Annotated in this window: 12 protein-coding genes; 3 read left to right on the top strand and 9 right to left on the bottom strand. The window is 65.7% G+C overall.

Features of this window, described 5'->3' with window-relative positions; genetic code table 11:
* Nucleotides 1–203: 203 nt before the first annotated feature.
* A complete protein-coding gene (locus tag GOOTI_RS15145; RefSeq protein ID WP_007239487.1) occupies nucleotides 204–1,163 on the top strand; it encodes a phosphotriesterase family protein in 960 nt (319 codons plus the stop codon).
* Between the two features lie 40 nt (nucleotides 1,164–1,203).
* Complete coding sequence (locus GOOTI_RS15140; RefSeq protein ID WP_007239486.1) at nucleotides 1,204–2,736, top strand: AMP-binding protein; 1,533 nt, start codon at nucleotides 1,204–1,206, stop codon at nucleotides 2,734–2,736.
* A gap of 51 nt (nucleotides 2,737–2,787) precedes the next feature.
* Here GOOTI_RS15140 and GOOTI_RS15135 read toward each other — a convergent pair whose 3' ends face one another.
* From GOOTI_RS15135 to GOOTI_RS15100, 8 genes are all read right to left on the bottom strand, one after another.
* On the bottom strand, nucleotides 2,788–3,483 hold the full coding sequence (locus tag GOOTI_RS15135) for a TetR/AcrR family transcriptional regulator (protein WP_007239485.1): 696 nt from the start codon (nucleotides 3,481–3,483) through the stop codon (nucleotides 2,788–2,790).
* 66 nt (nucleotides 3,484–3,549) lie between these two features.
* Nucleotides 3,550–4,599, bottom strand: coding sequence for a phosphotransferase family protein (locus GOOTI_RS15130; protein WP_373279027.1), 1,050 nt, complete (start codon nucleotides 4,597–4,599; stop codon nucleotides 3,550–3,552).
* Entirely contained in the window at nucleotides 4,596–5,900 is a 1,305-nt protein-coding gene (locus GOOTI_RS15125; protein WP_007239483.1) for an acyl-CoA dehydrogenase family protein, read from the bottom strand. The genes GOOTI_RS15130 and GOOTI_RS15125 overlap by 4 nt, the downstream gene beginning before the upstream one ends.
* Before the next feature lie 42 nt (nucleotides 5,901–5,942).
* The gene (locus tag GOOTI_RS15120; protein WP_007239482.1) at nucleotides 5,943–6,767 is read right to left on the bottom strand and encodes an SDR family oxidoreductase; all 825 of its coding nucleotides are present in this window, start codon (nucleotides 6,765–6,767) and stop codon (nucleotides 5,943–5,945) included.
* A gap of 70 nt (nucleotides 6,768–6,837) precedes the next feature.
* Nucleotides 6,838–8,694 carry an ABC transporter permease subunit gene (locus GOOTI_RS15115; RefSeq protein ID WP_007239481.1) on the bottom strand — a complete coding sequence of 619 codons (1,857 nt, stop codon included), beginning with the start codon at nucleotides 8,692–8,694 and terminating at the stop codon, nucleotides 6,838–6,840.
* Entirely contained in the window at nucleotides 8,691–9,875 is a 1,185-nt protein-coding gene (locus tag GOOTI_RS15110) for a polyamine ABC transporter substrate-binding protein (protein WP_039994181.1), read from the bottom strand. Before GOOTI_RS15110 ends, GOOTI_RS15115 begins: the two co-directional genes overlap by 4 nt.
* Nucleotides 9,872–10,987, bottom strand: a complete 1,116-nt coding sequence (locus GOOTI_RS15105) for an ABC transporter ATP-binding protein (protein WP_007239479.1) — start codon at nucleotides 10,985–10,987, stop codon at nucleotides 9,872–9,874. Before GOOTI_RS15105 ends, GOOTI_RS15110 begins: the two co-directional genes overlap by 4 nt.
* The gene (locus GOOTI_RS15100) at nucleotides 10,984–12,654 is read right to left on the bottom strand and encodes an amidohydrolase (RefSeq protein WP_007239478.1); all 1,671 of its coding nucleotides are present in this window, start codon (nucleotides 12,652–12,654) and stop codon (nucleotides 10,984–10,986) included. Before GOOTI_RS15100 ends, GOOTI_RS15105 begins: the two co-directional genes overlap by 4 nt.
* Before the next feature lie 200 nt (nucleotides 12,655–12,854).
* Here GOOTI_RS15100 and GOOTI_RS15095 point away from each other — a divergent pair, with 200 nt between their 5' ends.
* Nucleotides 12,855–14,249: an NAD(P)/FAD-dependent oxidoreductase gene (locus tag GOOTI_RS15095; RefSeq protein WP_007239477.1), complete on the top strand. Its 1,395-nt coding sequence runs from the start codon at nucleotides 12,855–12,857 to the stop codon at nucleotides 14,247–14,249.
* A gap of 185 nt (nucleotides 14,250–14,434) precedes the next feature.
* Here GOOTI_RS15095 and phoH2 read toward each other — a convergent pair.
* The coding region (gene phoH2, locus GOOTI_RS15090; protein WP_007239476.1) for an RNA 5'-3' helicase PhoH2 at nucleotides 14,435–15,582 on the bottom strand (1,148 nt) is incomplete at its 5' end.

Raw genomic sequence — 15,582 nt, 5'->3', positions numbered from 1 at the left:
TCATCAGTAACTTCTGCACCACACTAGTGTGACAAATGGCAAGACGACTTGAGTCTCAGGGGGATCACGGTGCTGCACTGATCGGATGACACCGACCCCTCGGACAAGCACTTGAACATGAACTCAGTCTCATCTACTGTCCAGTGGTGACGCAGCACACACCACGTGGTCCGCGGCTGCTCACGCATCGCGAAGGGAATCTGATGAGCACTGTCAACACCGTTACCGGCCCCGTGAGCTCGACCGACCTGGGTAGGACCCTCATCCACGAGCACATCTTCGTCGTCGGCGAGGAACACCGGGAGAACTACCAGGACGACTGGGATGAGGACCAGAAGATCGCCGACGCGGTTCGCGACCTCACCGAGCTCAAGAGCCTCGGCATCGACACCATCTTCGATCCGACGGTCCTCGGGCTCGGACGCTACATCCCGCGCATCAAGAGCATCGCCGACCAGGTCGACCTCAACATCGTGGTCGCGACCGGGCTCTACACCTACAACGACATTCCTTTCCAGTTCCACTACACCGGTCCGGGACTGCTGTTCGACGTCGACGAGCCGCTGGTGGGCCTGTTCGTCCGCGACCTCACCAAGGGAATCGCCGACACCGGGGTTCAGGCGTCGTTCCTCAAGTGCGCCATCGAGGAACCCGGCCTGACCCCGGGTGTGGAACGGGTGATGCGGGCCGTCGGCCAGGCACACGTACAGACCGGTGCTCCGATCACCGTGCACACCAATCCGCACACCGGTTCGGGTCTTGTCGCCCAACGGGTGTTGGCCGAGGAGGGTGTCGACCTGACGAAGGTCGTGATCGGGCACTCCGGCGACTCCACCGACCTCGACTACCTCATGAAGATCGCCGACGAGGGATCGATTCTCGGGATGGACCGGTTCGGACTCGACGTCCTGCTGCCGTTCGACGATCGCATCAACACGATCGTCGAACTGACCAAGCGCGGCTACGCCGATCGGATGGGGCTGGCACACGACGCGTCGTGCTTCATCGACTGGTTCGACCCGGAGGCCAAGAAGCAGGCCGTACCCAACTGGAACTACCGACACATCAGTGAGGACGTCCTGCCCGCACTGCGCGAGCGCGGGGTGAGCGATGCCGACATCGACACCATGCTGGTCGACGTCCCGCGCCGCTACTTCGAGTGACCACCACGCCCCACCGATCCACTGCCCCGAGGGACCTATCATGTCCAATCCCGTTGCCGCCCTGTGGAAGGGCGCAGACACCTACCCCGACCGGATCGCCGTGCGCAGCGGCGACCGCATCCTGCGTTACGGCGAACTACGCGACCGAATCACCCGCAGCGCAGCGTACTTCGCAGGTCACGACGTGGCGCCCGGCGACCGCGTCCTGCTGGTTGCACCGTCGATTCCCGAGTTCGTCATCGCGTACTACGGACTCCACACGATCGGCGCGACCGTCATCACGGTCAACACGATGTCGACCAGGCATGAGATCGACTACGTGGTCGAGGATTCCGGGACGTCACTGATCGTCGCATGGCACGAATCCGCAGCGGCGGCCGATCTCGTCGCGACCGACCGTGGGATCCCGTTCGTCGAACTCCGAGCATTCGAGGAGGATGCGAATGCGGACGGGCCATCCGTCGACGCATTCGTCGAACGCGAGGAGGACGACACCGCGGTCATCCTGTACACCTCCGGTACGACCGGGAAGCCCAAGGGTGCGCAGTTGAGCATCGCGAACGTCAACGCAGCCCCGGTCGCATTCCGGTCGGCACTGCGCCTCGCCGACGATGAACGTTGGGCCACCGCACTTCCACTCTTCCATTGCTTCGGGCAGGTGGTCGTCATGCACAACGCCCTGACATGGGGTGGCAGCCTGTCGCTGCTCTCGCCGTTTGCGCCCGTCGAGTTCATGAACCGCCTGCGCGACGAACGTGCCACGATCGCCTGTGGTGTGCCGACGATGTGGAATGCAATGCTGCAGAACGCATCCAATTACACCGCCGACGACTTCGCCGACCTCCGGTTGGCGTGCTCGGGTGGGGCGTCGATGCCGGGCGAGGTGATCCGTGCGTTCGCCGACACATTCGGGTGCGCGATCCTCGAGGGCTACGGCCTCACCGAGACCGCAGGCACCGCGACGTTCCGCAACCTCGACGGTGCGCCGAAGGTCGGGACCGTCGGTCCGGCGTTGCCCGGCTTCACGATCGAGGTACGCGACCCGGACGGCGCACCGCTGCGCGCAGACGAGATCGGTGAGATCTTCATCAAGGGACCGACGGTGATGACCGGATACTGGAACCGGCCCGACGCCACGGCGTCTGAACTCGTCGACGGATGGCTGCGCACCGGGGACATCGGCTCGATGGACGCCGACGGCGACGTCCGGATCATCGACCGCGCAAAAGATCTCATCATTCGTGGCGGCTACAACGTGTACCCACGCGAAGTCGAGGAGGTGCTCTACGGCCATCCCGATATCGTGGAGGTGGCCGTGGTCGGTGTCCCCGACACCCACTACGGCGAGGAGATCGCCGCAGTGATCGCGGTCCGCCCTGGCGCAGTGGTCGACACAGCTGCGCTACGCGAATGGGCGAAGGAACGTCTCAGCGCCTACAAGGTGCCGCGCATCGTCCACGTCGTCGACGCACTTCCGAAAGGCGCGACCGGCAAGATCCTCAAGCGCGCGATCGACCGCCACTCGCTGCGCGAGCTCACCTCGAGTAGCTCGGGTACACCGCGATCTCGATAGGTTGCCGTCGGGATCGGTGCAGTGGTGCGGCGACCGTGTGCCGGGTCGGCGCTATGCGCGGTCGGGGCGTCGAACTCCGATCGCGTTGACCCACAGTCGCGTGGCGGTGTCGACCATCATGTCGATGTCGATGGGCTCGCCGCCGACCACGAACGTCTGATATGCCATGCGCGACACCATGCCCGACAGTGCCGCGGCTGCGGCGGTGGGGTCGAGTTCGGGATCTGCGATGCCACGCTCCTGCAGTTCTCTGATGTGGCGCGCGTTTCGCTCGACGAACACCAGACTGCGTTGGCGCCGCTTCTCACGGAACTGCGCCATCGTCGACGAGACCTGCTCGAGTACCAGACGCAAACCCGCGTTTCGCCGATACGCCTCGAAATAGGCCCGGTTGGCCGCGGCGAGGATCTCGGTCGGATCGTCCTCGGAGCCGGGTTCCACATGCGGAAAGCCCGGATGCAGCATGTCCTGGTGGGCCTCGGCGAGCACGGCGTCGAGAACTTCTTCCTTGCTGTCGAAGTAGGTGTAGAACGATCCGATCGAGCACTGCGCCTCGGCGGTGATGTCGGTGAGTCGTGAATCGGCGAACCCATCACGTTCGAATACCGTGCGCGCCGCGGAGACCAAGGCTGCCCGTGTCCTCTCGCCCCGGGCGGTCAGTGGCTTTCGCACGCTCGAGGCAGCCGCCACCGACGGCACCTGCAGCGCGTCGTCGTGCGCGGCGGTCTCGTCGGGGCGGACGCTCATCTGGCTCTCCTGTCGCCGGCCACCTCGTGGCCTACCGAATGATCGGAACCGCTCAACGGTATCGGCTCACGACAATCCAGCCTCATCGGCCATCGCTGTCGCCTTGTCGACGAAGCGGTCTACCACGGCCGCGGTCGGCACTCCCGTCGCGGCGCGATTGGCCGGATCGTCCTGGACCCGCCGCACGACGCCCTCGGCGATGATCGCGACCTTCCACAAGCCGAGCGCCCGCCAGAACTTCAGCGCTTGCGGGTCGCGCCCGGTGATCCGCAGATAGTCTGCTGCCACGTCGGCGGGTGTTGGGAATCCCTCCATCGTTTCCGCGCTGAATCGCCCCGGGATCTCCTCTCCCACCTCGGGCCAGTACGCGAGCGTGCTGCCGATGTCGGCGAGCGGATCTCCGAGCGTCGAGAGCTCCCAGTCCAGTACGGCCCGCACGTCGCCGGTCTCCTGATCGACCATGACGTTGCGAATGTGGAAGTCGCCGTGAACCAACGACATCTCACGCTGCTCCGGGATGTTGTCGGTGAGCCGCCGCGTCAGGGCGTCGAGCGCCGGAAGCTCGCGGGTCTTGGAATGGTTCCATTGCGCCGTCCACCGCTTGAGCTGGCGCTGCGCGTAGGGCTTGTGGCTTGCGAGATCGGTCAGACCCGTCGCGTCGAGGTCGACGGCATGGATGTGGGCCAGGGTCTGCATCATCGACGTCCCGACGTTGCGCCGCGCCGCCATCGGCATCTTCTCGGCGCTCTCGCGCTTCTCCAGGGAGATGCCGTCGACGAACTCCATGATCACGAGCGGTACCGGGGCCACCGCCTCGTCGGCGCAGACACCGTACACGGCAGGAACCGGGACGTCGGTCGGTGCCAGTGCCGACAGGATGCGCGCCTCACGGGCGACGTCGTGGGCCGACGCGAGCAGGTGGCCCACGGGCGGCCGGCGCAGGACGTATCGTCGGCCGGAGTCATCGGAAAGCAGGTACGTGAGGTTCGACTGTCCGCCACCGATTCTCGTCGTCCGCACGTCACCGTCGAGCTCGATCCCGTTGGCCGAGAACCAGGTACTCAGCCCATCCGGGTCGACCTCGGGAATGGACAGACCGGCCACCGATGAACTCACCACCGTGCCGCCAGCGCCTGATCAGACACACCCGCAACGGTTTCCGGTGCAGGACCGGTGCGATACGGCCGGAGTTCGCGACGTGCGATCGCCCGCTTGTGCACCTCGTCGGGGCCGTCCGCCAGACGCAGCGTTCTGATGTGCGCGTAGGCCATCGCGAGGGGGAAGTCGTCGGTGACCCCCGCGCCGCCGTACACCTGGATCGCGCGGTCGATGATCTTCAGCGCGACGTTGGGCGCCGCGACCTTGATGGCCGCGATCTCGGTGGCTGCGGCCTTGTTGCCGACGGTGTCCATCATGTCGGCGGCCTTGAGGGTCAGCAGACGCACCATCTCGATGTCGATGCGCGACTCGGCGATCCAGTCCTGGATGTTCGCGCGGTCGGCCAATGGCTCTCCGTAGGTGACGCGCTGGGTGGCGCGGGCGCACATCAATTCGAGTGCGCGCTCGGCCATCCCGATCGTCCGCATGCAGTGATGGATTCGTCCCGGTCCGAGTCGCGCCTGCGCGATCGCAAAGCCTTCCCCCTCGCCCTTGAGGACGTCGGCCACGGGGACGCGCACGTTCTCGAAGAGAAGCTCTCCGTGGCTCTCCCGGTCGACGTAGCCGAACACCGGGAGGTTGCGCACGATGGTCAGTCCAGGCGCGTCGGTCGGGACGACCATCATCGATTGCTGCTTGTGCGTCGGCGCAGTGGGATTGGTCTTGCCCATCACGATGAGCACCTTGCAGTCAGGCCGAACCGCGTTCGACGCGAACCACTTTCGTCCGTTGAGTACGTACTCGTCGCCGTCGCGGACCATGGACATCTCGATATTGGTGGCATCCGAGCTCGCCACCGCCGGTTCGGTCATCGCGAAAGCCGAGGAGATCTCGCCGTCGAGCAGCGGCTTGAGGTAGCGCTCCTTGTGTTCGTCGGTGCCGAAGAGCGTGAGCACCTCCATGTTCCCGGTGTCCGGTGCGTTGCAGTTGAACACCTCCGACGCCCAGACGACGCGCCCCATGATCTCGGCGAGCGGCGCGTACTCGAGGTTGCTCAGCCCCGGCCCCCACTCCTTGTGTGGATGGCTGCCACGATCGTTCCCGCTCGCGCCGCTCCCGGCGAACCAGAGGTTCCACAGCCCCTCCGCGCGCGCCTTCTCCTTGAGCTGATCGAGGATCGGCGGGTTCGCGTGCGGGTTGTCGAGCTCGCGCATCTGCTGCTCGTACACCGCCTCGTTGGGGTAGATGTACTGATCCATGAAGTCCAGCACGCGCTGGCGGTATTCCGCTGCGCGCGGCGACATCTCGAAGAGGCTCATCGGGTTCTCCTTACGGTGGAAGGCTGTGGGCGAATGGGGTCGTCAGGCGTCAGCGAGTTGACCGCGCAGCGTGTGCTGGTATCGGCGCATCCCGCGCAGCCAGCGGTCGTAGTCGGCACCCTTGTTGCGATACATCTCGAGGACCTCGGGGTGCGGCAGGATCAAGAAGTACTCGTCGGCGATGGCGGCGAGGACGACTTCTGCACATTCGTCGGGGGTGAGCACCCGTCCGGCGGTTTCCACCGCACGCTGCATCAGCAGCGCGTCCGGGTCGTCGGGCTCGGTCGTCGGTCGCAGCAGTGCGGTGTCGACGCCCATCGGGCACAGGCAACTCACCTTAACACCCGCGTCTCCGTAGGTCACGCTCAGCCATTCCGAGAAGGCCACCGCTGCGTGCTTGGTCGTCGAATAGATGGCCGAACCGATTTGCGTCAGCAACCCCGCGGCCGACGCCGTGGACACGAAGTAGCCGCCACCACGTTCTACCCACTCGGGCACGAGTCGACGGGCCGCCCGGACATGTGCGAGCACATTGACGTTGAGCGCGACGTCCCAGTCGGCATCGGTGGCCGAGAGCCCCGGACGACCACCGATGCCTGCGTTCGCGACATACATGTCGACGGGACCGAACCGCGACTGCGCCAAGGCGATCGTGGCGTCGATGTGGTCGGGCGACCCCGCATCGCCTGCCAGCGTGGCGACGTTGTCGCCGGTCGGGTCGACCTCGGCTGCCGCGCGGGTCAGCGCCTGTTCGTCGAGGTCAGTGGCGACAACGCGAGCACCGCCTGCGATGAGACCGCGCGCGAGCGCCGACCCGATTCCCCCGGCAGCACCTGTGACGATCGCAACACTTCCGTCGACGTTCATAGACGAAACCGTACTTGAACCCAATTTCAGGTTCAAGCACGGCGTCGTCTTTTCTGCGGCTGTCCCCTCGTCAGCCGAGCATCTTGACCATCGAGTTCGAGTCCTCACCGCTACGACGCAGGATCGCCGCGGACACCGCCAGCACCACCAGGGTGAGAGCCAACATGAGCGTCGACATCGCCGCGACCTCCGGACGCAACGCGACGCGCACGTTGGAGAACACGTAGACCGGCCATGGTGTGTACCCCGGCTGCTGCACGAAAGTCGAGATCACGACGTCGTCGAGGCTGAAGGTGAAAGCCAGCAGCATGCCGGCGATGATTCCCGGCATGGCCGCGGGCAGGATCACGTGCCGCAGCCGCGCCACCGGCGACGCGTAGAGATCGGCTGCGGCTTCTTCGAGCGCAGGGTCGAGCGAGGCAACGCGGGCTCGCACGATGAACGTGACGACCACCATCGACACCACGGCGTGCGAGATGACCAGACGGAACAGGCCGTTGTTGAACGGGGTGAGCCCGCCGTCCACGCCGAGGGTGACGTACCACGGGAGGAAGGCCACCGCGTCGGCGATGTCGGGGGTGACCAGTGTGACGGTGAGCAGCCCCAGCAGCCCGACGGACCACCATCGTGGCCTGCGTGAGATGCCGATTCCGATGCCCGCGAACCCGCCGAGCACCGTGGCCAGCAGAGCGGACAGCACGCCGACCTCGAGCGACACCTCCACCGACCTGACGATCGTGTCGTTGGTGAGCGCATCGGAGTAGGCGGTGAACCCGAACGAATCGAACTGCTGTAGGAGGCGACCGGTGTTGAACGAGTACACGACGATGACCACGATCGGCAGGAACAAGAACAGGAACACGATGACGGCCCACGCCTTGATCGCGAATGTGTACCAATCGAACTGTGTGCGTAGCGGTTTCATGGTCAGGGGCGGCAACGGACCGGACTTCTGGCCGGTGGCGTCGGGAAGTCGGACATCGAACACCCGCTTGTCCAGGTAGGTGGCGATCGCACGGATGACCAACCCGGCGAGAACCACGCACAACAGCACGACCAGCATCAGCGACACCGTCATCGCCGACCCCAGCGCCCAGTTCTGAGCGGTCTCGAACTGTGCCGCGATCATCTGTCCCGCCATCGTCCCCTTGGCGCCGCCGAGCACCGACGGCGTCACGTAGTCGCCCATCAGTGGAATGAACACGAGCAGGACACCCGACGCGATGCCCGGCGAGGCGAGCGGGAGTGTGATCCGGAAGAACGTGGTCCACCGGTTCGCCCCGAGATCCCGGCTCGCCTCACGTAACGACAGACCGGCGCGATCCATCGCGACGTAGAGCGGGAAGATCATCAGCGGTAGGTAGTTGTAGACGACGCCGATCTGTACCGCCGCACGTGTGTACAGGATGCCGAGTTCGCCGAGCCCCATACTCTGCATCGCGCTCGACAACCAACCCGAGGGCGCCAGCGTGATCTGCCAACCGATGGTCCGCACGAGGAAGTTGGTGAAGAACGGGACGATGATCAGCGCGAGGTACAGCGGACGTCGCCGTGGATTGCTCTTGACCGCAAGCCAATACGCGAACGGGATGCCGATCAGCAACGTGAGCAGGACACCGATGACGGCGATCTGGAGCGTGTTGGAGAAGGTGGATCGGTAGTCAGAGCCGAATGCCTCGCCATAGTTGTCGAACGACAGGCGATCGGTGGCGTACGTCGTGAACTGGTCGGGCTTGTACCCGAAGCTGTACCAGATCACCAGCGCGAGGGGGATGACGAAGAAGAAGACGATGTAGGCCCATGCCGGGAAGGTAAGACCGCCCGCACCGAAGAGACGTTGTCGGAGTGGGGGTTTGGGGGTACGAATCGGCTTGTCGTCCGGCTCGGAATGCTGCGGTGTCGGCGCGAGCGTGTCTGTCGTGGTCATCGGGCGCTCCTCGCCTGCATCTGATTGAGGATCTCGGTGCGTTCCTGGGTTGCCGAGTCGACGGTGGCGACGACGAGGCGATCGACGATCTCGTCGGACGGGAAGAGCAGTTCGGGGAACGGGAGGTCAGCGGCTTTCGCCTTCTCGACCATGCCCTTGATCCCGGTCTGGTAGCCGATGTACTGGAGTTCGGTGAACGAGACCTCCGGATCGAGCATGTGGTTGATGAATGCGTATGCGGCAGCGGGGTGTTGAGTACCACGGACTATCGCGAAGTTGTCGGTGAAGAGGTTCGCTGTGGGCAACGGGTACACGAAGCCCCACTTGTCGGGCTCACTCTCGTTCATCAGGGCCAGGCGGGCGTCGCCGTTCCATGCCTGCAACAGCGTGTAGGCACCTCCCGAGACGATCGACGTGATCGACGAGTTGTAGCCCTGGATTGTCGGAGCGAGCTGATTGACGAGGATGTTTCGAGCTGCGGCAAGGTCTTTGGCGTTCGTCGTGTTCGGGTCGATGTTCATCGATCCCATCGCTATCGACACGACCTCCCACGGATCCTCGACGACGCTCACCTTGCCCTTCGCGGGCCCGCGGGCGAGATCGATGAAATCCTTCCACGACGTCGGGGTCTTGTCGGTGAGCGACTTCTGGTACATGTACCCCGTCGTTCCCCAGTTCTTGCAGGCTGCGTGGCGCGAGTTCGGATTCCACGGCGGATTGAAGAACCGCTCCTCCAGGTTCTTCAGGTTGGGTATCCGGGAGTGGTCGAGTTCGTCGAGGAGGCCGTGCTCGACCATCTGCGGGATGTACACACCTGTCGGGACGACGACGTCGTAGCCGGAGGTGCCGCGGGCCGCGGCGAGTTTCGCGATCATCTCCTCGTTCGAACCGAACGAGTCGACCTGCAGCCGCACACCGAACTTGTTGCGATACGCGTCGAGGTCACCCGGGTCCTCGTAGTCTCCCCAGCTGTAGTAGTTGAGCTGGCTCTCCATGTCATCGGACACCGGTTTCGACGGGGCGATGGTCTTGTCTCCCCCGCATGCCGTCACGGCGAGACCTGCGACGGTGACGCCTATTCCGGCGAGGAAGCTGCGGCGGGTGATCCGGGACACGGCCGCGCGCGGGACGAGGGCGCGCACCGCCGTCGGATCGTCGTCTGCCCGTGGCTGCCGGCTCATTTGACGAACACCCGCGTGTCGGCACCGGCGAACGTGCACGTGACGTGCTGACCCTCGCGCAGTTCCGGGAAGTTGCGTGTCGCACCGCGCACCAACACCTCGGTGCCCGCGTCGGTCGTGACCACGACCTGCGTGAGGTCGCCGAGGAACGAGACACCGGCGGTGGTGCCGGAAATGACGTTGTCGGCGCCGTCGATGTCGGCCTGCGTCTCGGCGAACCAGATCGCCTCCGGCCGGATGGCGACGACGAGGTCGCCCGACAGGCTGTCCGGGTCGTCCGCGACCACGAAGGGGCCGTCGGTGGTCGGGAGACGACCGTCCGTCATGCCTGCGGTCACGTCGAAGAACGTCTGCTTTCCGACGAAGTCGGCAACGAAGCGGTTCACCGGTTTGGCGTAGATGTCCTTGCCGTCGCCGACCTGCGCGACACGGCCCTCACTCATCACGACGATGCGATCGCTCATCGAGAGCGCCTCCTCCTGATCGTGTGTCACGAACACGAAGGTGGTGCCCAGATCCTTCTGGAGCAGTTTGAGTTCGATCTGCATCTCCTCGCGCAGCTTGCGATCGAGCGCGCTCATTGGCTCGTCGAGCAGCAGTACGTCCGGGCGGTTGGCGAGCGCGCGAGCGAGTGCCACGCGCTGCTGCTGCCCACCCGACAGCATGGCCGGCTTACGATCGGCGAAGCGGGTCATCTGCACGAGCTCGAGCGCCTCGGCGACGCGCTGCCCGATCTCCTTCTTGGCGACCTTGCGCTGGCGCAGACCGAACCCGACGTTCTGCGCCACGGACATGTGCGGGAACAACGCGTAGGACTGGAACACCGTGTTCACGGGTCGACGCTCCGGCGGGACGTCGATGATCGACGTGCCGTCGAGCGTGATGTCGCCTTCTGTGGGCCGCTCGAACCCGGCGAGCATGCGCAGGAGCGTCGTCTTGCCGCATCCCGACGGCCCCAGTAGCGAGACGAATTCTCCTGCGGCGACGTCGAGATCGATGTTCGTCACCGCGACGTGGCCGTTGTCGTACACCTTGGTCACGCCGTGCAGTGAGATGGCACCGCGCTGCGCGGTCCTCACCTCCGTCGGCTTGGCGGCTTCGACTGCGGTCATGAGTGGGTCCTCTCGTAAACGATCTCACCGTCGGCGACGGTCAGGTCGGCTCGGGTTTGCCAGAGCGAGTCCGGTTGCTCGGCAAAAGGATTGCGGTCTGCGATGACCAGATCGGCACGTGCTCCCGGCCGGATGACCCCGACCTGGTCGCGCCTGTTCACGTGTGCCGACCCGCGGGTGTATGCGGCGAGCGCGGTGGTCAGGTCGAGCGCTTCGTCGGGGAGGAGCGGCTCGACCGACTCGCCGGGCGGGATGCGGTTCACGGCGACGGAGATCGCGGCCCACGGATCGGGTGTGCTCACCGCCCAGTCACTACCCATGGCAAGCGCGGCCCCCGATCGGGCGAGCGACCCGAACGGGTAGTGCCACTGATATCGCTGCTCGCCGATCGCCTCACGCACCAGGCTCACCATCGAGTCGTCGTTGCACGCCCACAGCGCCTGCATGTTGACGGTCACACCGAGCTGCGTGAAACGACTGATGTCCTCCGGTCGGATCAACTGCACATGTGCGATGTGATGTCGGCCTTCCGTCAGCCCGTTCGCGATGCGGGCCGCCTCCACCGCGTCGAGCGCGGAGGTCACGGCAGCATCGCCGATGGCATGGAAGTGGACGTCGAGTCCTGCGGCGTCGCAAGAGATCACCGCTTCGGTGAGCACTTTCTGGTCGAAGTACGCCAGTCCGGTGTCGGCAGGCGCGCACGCACATCCGCGCCTGCTCGCATCATCCTGACAGTACGGCTCCGTCATGGCCGCGGTGCGATTCTCCACCACCCCGTCGACCATGATCTTCACCGAGTGCACGCTCCACCGTCGGCCCGCGGTGTTCGCCCGCCGCGCCGCGAAACCCGCGACGATGTCGTCGACCGCCCAGCGATCGAGATCGCGCGGGAGCCATGACGCGCCGACGACCCGCGCGGTGAGATCGCCCGCCTCCTCGGCTGCCGTGTACACCGAGTCCAGATCGGCCATGCCGGGGTACTCCCCGACGATTGCCTCCTGCCAGCCCGTGACACCGAGCGAATGCAGGTACTCCTGCGCGCAGAGCAGTCCCGAGTACTGTTCGGCGGCGCCCGGCTGCGGTACGTGCCGGGCGACGAGGTCCATCGCACCCTCATGCAGGGTTCCCGTTGGCGAGCCGTCAGCGGCCCGCTCGATGCGCCCGTCCGACGGGTCGGGGGTCGCAGCGTCGATGCCGGCGAGCTCGAGCGCTCGCGAGTTGACCCACGCGTCGTGATGGTCGCGATTGAGCAGGAACACCGGACGGTCGTCGACGACGGCGTCGAGTGCGGCAGCGGTCGGGCAGCCCCGCTCGAAATGGCTCATGGTCCAGCCGGAGCCGACGATCCAGTCACGATCGGTCGCTGCGGCATAGGCGGCGATAGCGTCGAGGGTTGCGTCGGCGTCGTCGGCATCGGTCAGGTCGCACGCATTGCGGTCAACGCCCGCCAACAGCGCATGGACATGGGCGTCGGTGAATCCCGGATGGAGTAGCCGTCCCGCCAGGTCGATACGCTGCGCGCCGGCCACGAGCGACACGACGCGGTCGGTCGGGCCGATCGCGACGACCCGCCCGGAACGCACACCGACCGCCAGGTCGTCGTGGAGTCGATACCCGTCGAAGACCGGACCCGAGTGAAAGACGGTGTCCGGAAGCGGTACAGCCACGTGCGTTGCGGTCCTTCCGTGCCGGCAGGTCGAGCCGACGACCCGCTGGGTCACCACTGCGACAAGCTCCCCCGAGCAGTGGCTCGACTGCCGAAATTCGATGTTCTTGCGGAGAATCGTCACTGATTCCGCAGCAATTATCCATCTGAACAACCGCTTCTTAATCTGCTCGCAACATTGAGTGGCCTACCGTCTCTTCCATGCGCAACGGAGACGTCTCATTCTGGTTCTCGACGATCGATCCCGTCCGACGGCGTGCTGGGCTCGATCGCGATATCGACACCGACATCGCCATCGTCGGCGGAGGACTCACCGGCATCTGGTCGGCGTACTACCTGACCAAAGCACTGCCCGATGCACGCATCGTGGTGCTCGAGAAGGAGTTCTGCGGCTTCGGCGCGTCGGGTCGAAACGGCGGCTGGTTGTCGGCTGAGGTCCCGGGCAATCGGTCGCACTACGCCGACATCGCCGAGCAACGCGGACGTGACGGTCTCGACGCGAATCGTCGGCTCACCGCCACCATGCGCGCAGGCGTCGACGAGGTCCTGTCCCGTATCGACGCCGAGGGCATCGACTGCGACGCGGTGAAGTCCGGTGTGCTGCACATCGCGCGGTGCGCCGCGCAAGAGTCCCGCCTGCGTGGCGAGCTCGACTTCGAGCGGCATGTCGGCGCCGACGACTGGGAACTGCTCGACGCTGACGCGCTCGACGACCGTCTGACGATTCCGGGCGCTCAAGCGGCGATGTACTCGCCGCAGTGCGCTCGGGTCAATCCGATGAAACTCACGCGCGGCATCGCCGACGCCGTGTCCCGCACCGGAGTGACGATCTACGAGGACACCACGGTCACCGAGATCAGCCCGCGCATGCTCCGCACGACACGGGGAACAGTGAGCGCCGAGACCATTCTGGTCTGCCTCGAGGGGTTCACCGCAACCATGCCCGGACACCACCGCGCACTGCTGCCCTTGAACTCCTCGATGATCGTCACCGAACCGCTGTCGACGTCGACGTGGGACGAGATCGGTTGGGCCGGAGCGGAACTGCTCGGCGAGACCGCGCACGCCTACACCTATTCTCAGCGCACCGCGGACGGCCGCATCGCGCTGGGCGGGCGCGGAGTGCCCTACCGGTTCGGTTCGCGAATCGACGACAACGGGACGACCCAGGAGCGAACGGCGCTGTCACTGATCAGGGCCCTGCACGAGATGTTCCCGGCAACCGCGGACGTCGAGATCGCCCACGCGTGGTGCGGCGTACTCGGGGTGAGTCGCGATTGGTCCGCCTCGATCGACTTCGACCAGACCACCGGGATCGGTTCGGCGTCGGGGTATGTCGGCTCAGGCCTCACGACGACCAACGTCGCGGCACGCACCCTGCGCGACCTCGTCGTCGGCGACCGGACAGACCTCACCGACCTGCCGTGGGTCGCGCATCACGCGAGGAAGTGGGAGCCGGAGCCGTTGCGCTGGTTGGGGGTTGCGACCATGTACGGGGCGTACCGCGCCGCCGACCGCCGCGAACTGGCGTCGGAGTCGTCGAGTTCGGATGTGATCGCCCGTGTCGCGGACCGCATCTCGGGTCGGGCGGGGTGACCGTGTGCCGATTCCTGAGACGTACGTGCTGCAGTGACCGATTCCTCCGGTACGACACACATCCGTCCCCGCCCGCGGGCGCAGACCACCGCCCGCGCACCGGATGGGATGCGCAGACCACCGCCCGCGCACCGGATGGGATGCGCGGGCGGAAGTCGTTGTGTTGAAGGGCTGGTGAGCAGCTGTCAGTAGGTCGCGCCCGGCGCGAACTCCTCGAGCATCTCGGTGACCAGTGCGGCGATCGGGGATCGCTCGCTGCGGGTCAGGGTCACATGCGCGAACAGTGGGTGGCCCTTGAGTTTCTCGATGACCGCCGCGACGCCGTCGTGACGCCCGACGCGCAGGTTGTCGCGCTGTGCGACGTCGTGCGTGAGCACCACCCGCGACCCTGTACCCAGCCGCGACAGGACCGTCAGCAGTACGTTTCGTTCCAGTGACTGGGCCTCGTCGACGATGACGAACGAGTCGTGGAGCGACCGTCCGCGAATGTGCGTGAGCGGCAACACTTCCAGCATGCCGCGGCTGAGGACCTCCTCGATGACCTCCTGCGAGGCAAGACCTTCGAGGGTGTCGAACACCGCCTGCGCCCACGGGCCCATCTTCTCGGCCTCACCGCCGGGGAGATAGCCGAGCTGTTGTCCGCCAACGGCATACAGTGGCCGGAACACGACCACCTTGCGCTGCGTGCGACGCTCCAACACGGCCTCGAGGCCAGCACACAGCGCGAGAGCCGACTTTCCGGTGCCCGCCTTGCCGCCGAGCGACACGATCCCGACGCTGTCGTCGAGGAGTAGATCGAGCGCGACCCGCTGCTCAGCCGAGCGACCGTGCAGTCCGAATGCCTCACGATCTCCCCGCACCAATTGCACCTGCTTGGCCTCGTTGACCCGGCCAAGTGCACTCGCGGAGCCGTGGCCGAGGAGTCGAACCCCCGTGTGGCACGGCAGTTCTCGTGCTGCGTCGAGATCGACGATCCCGTCGGCGAACAGTGTGTCGATGACGGGCTGTTCGACGGTGAGCTCCGCCATGCCCGACCACCCGGAGACCACGACGTCCTGTGCGTGGTATTCGTCGGCGTCGAGTCCCACCGCGCCGGCCTTGACGCGCAGCGGCGTGTCCTTGGACACCAGCGTGACGTCCTTGCCCTCTGCGCGCAGGTTCAGCGCGCACGCGAGAATACGAGAGTCGTTGGTGTCGGTGCGGAAGCCTGCGGGCAGCACGGCCGGATCGGTGTGGTTGAGCTCGACCTGAAGGGTGCCGCCCTCCTCGCCGATCGGCAGCGGGACGTCGAGTCGTCCGTGTTCGAGACGCAGATCGTCGAGCAGTCGTAATG

It is taken from the genome of Gordonia otitidis NBRC 100426 (assembly GCF_000248075.1).
GTDB lineage: Bacteria > Actinomycetota > Actinomycetes > Mycobacteriales > Mycobacteriaceae > Gordonia > Gordonia otitidis.
The sequence above is the reverse complement of the archived record's forward strand: the minus strand, read 5'-3'. Positions and strand labels throughout refer to the sequence as shown.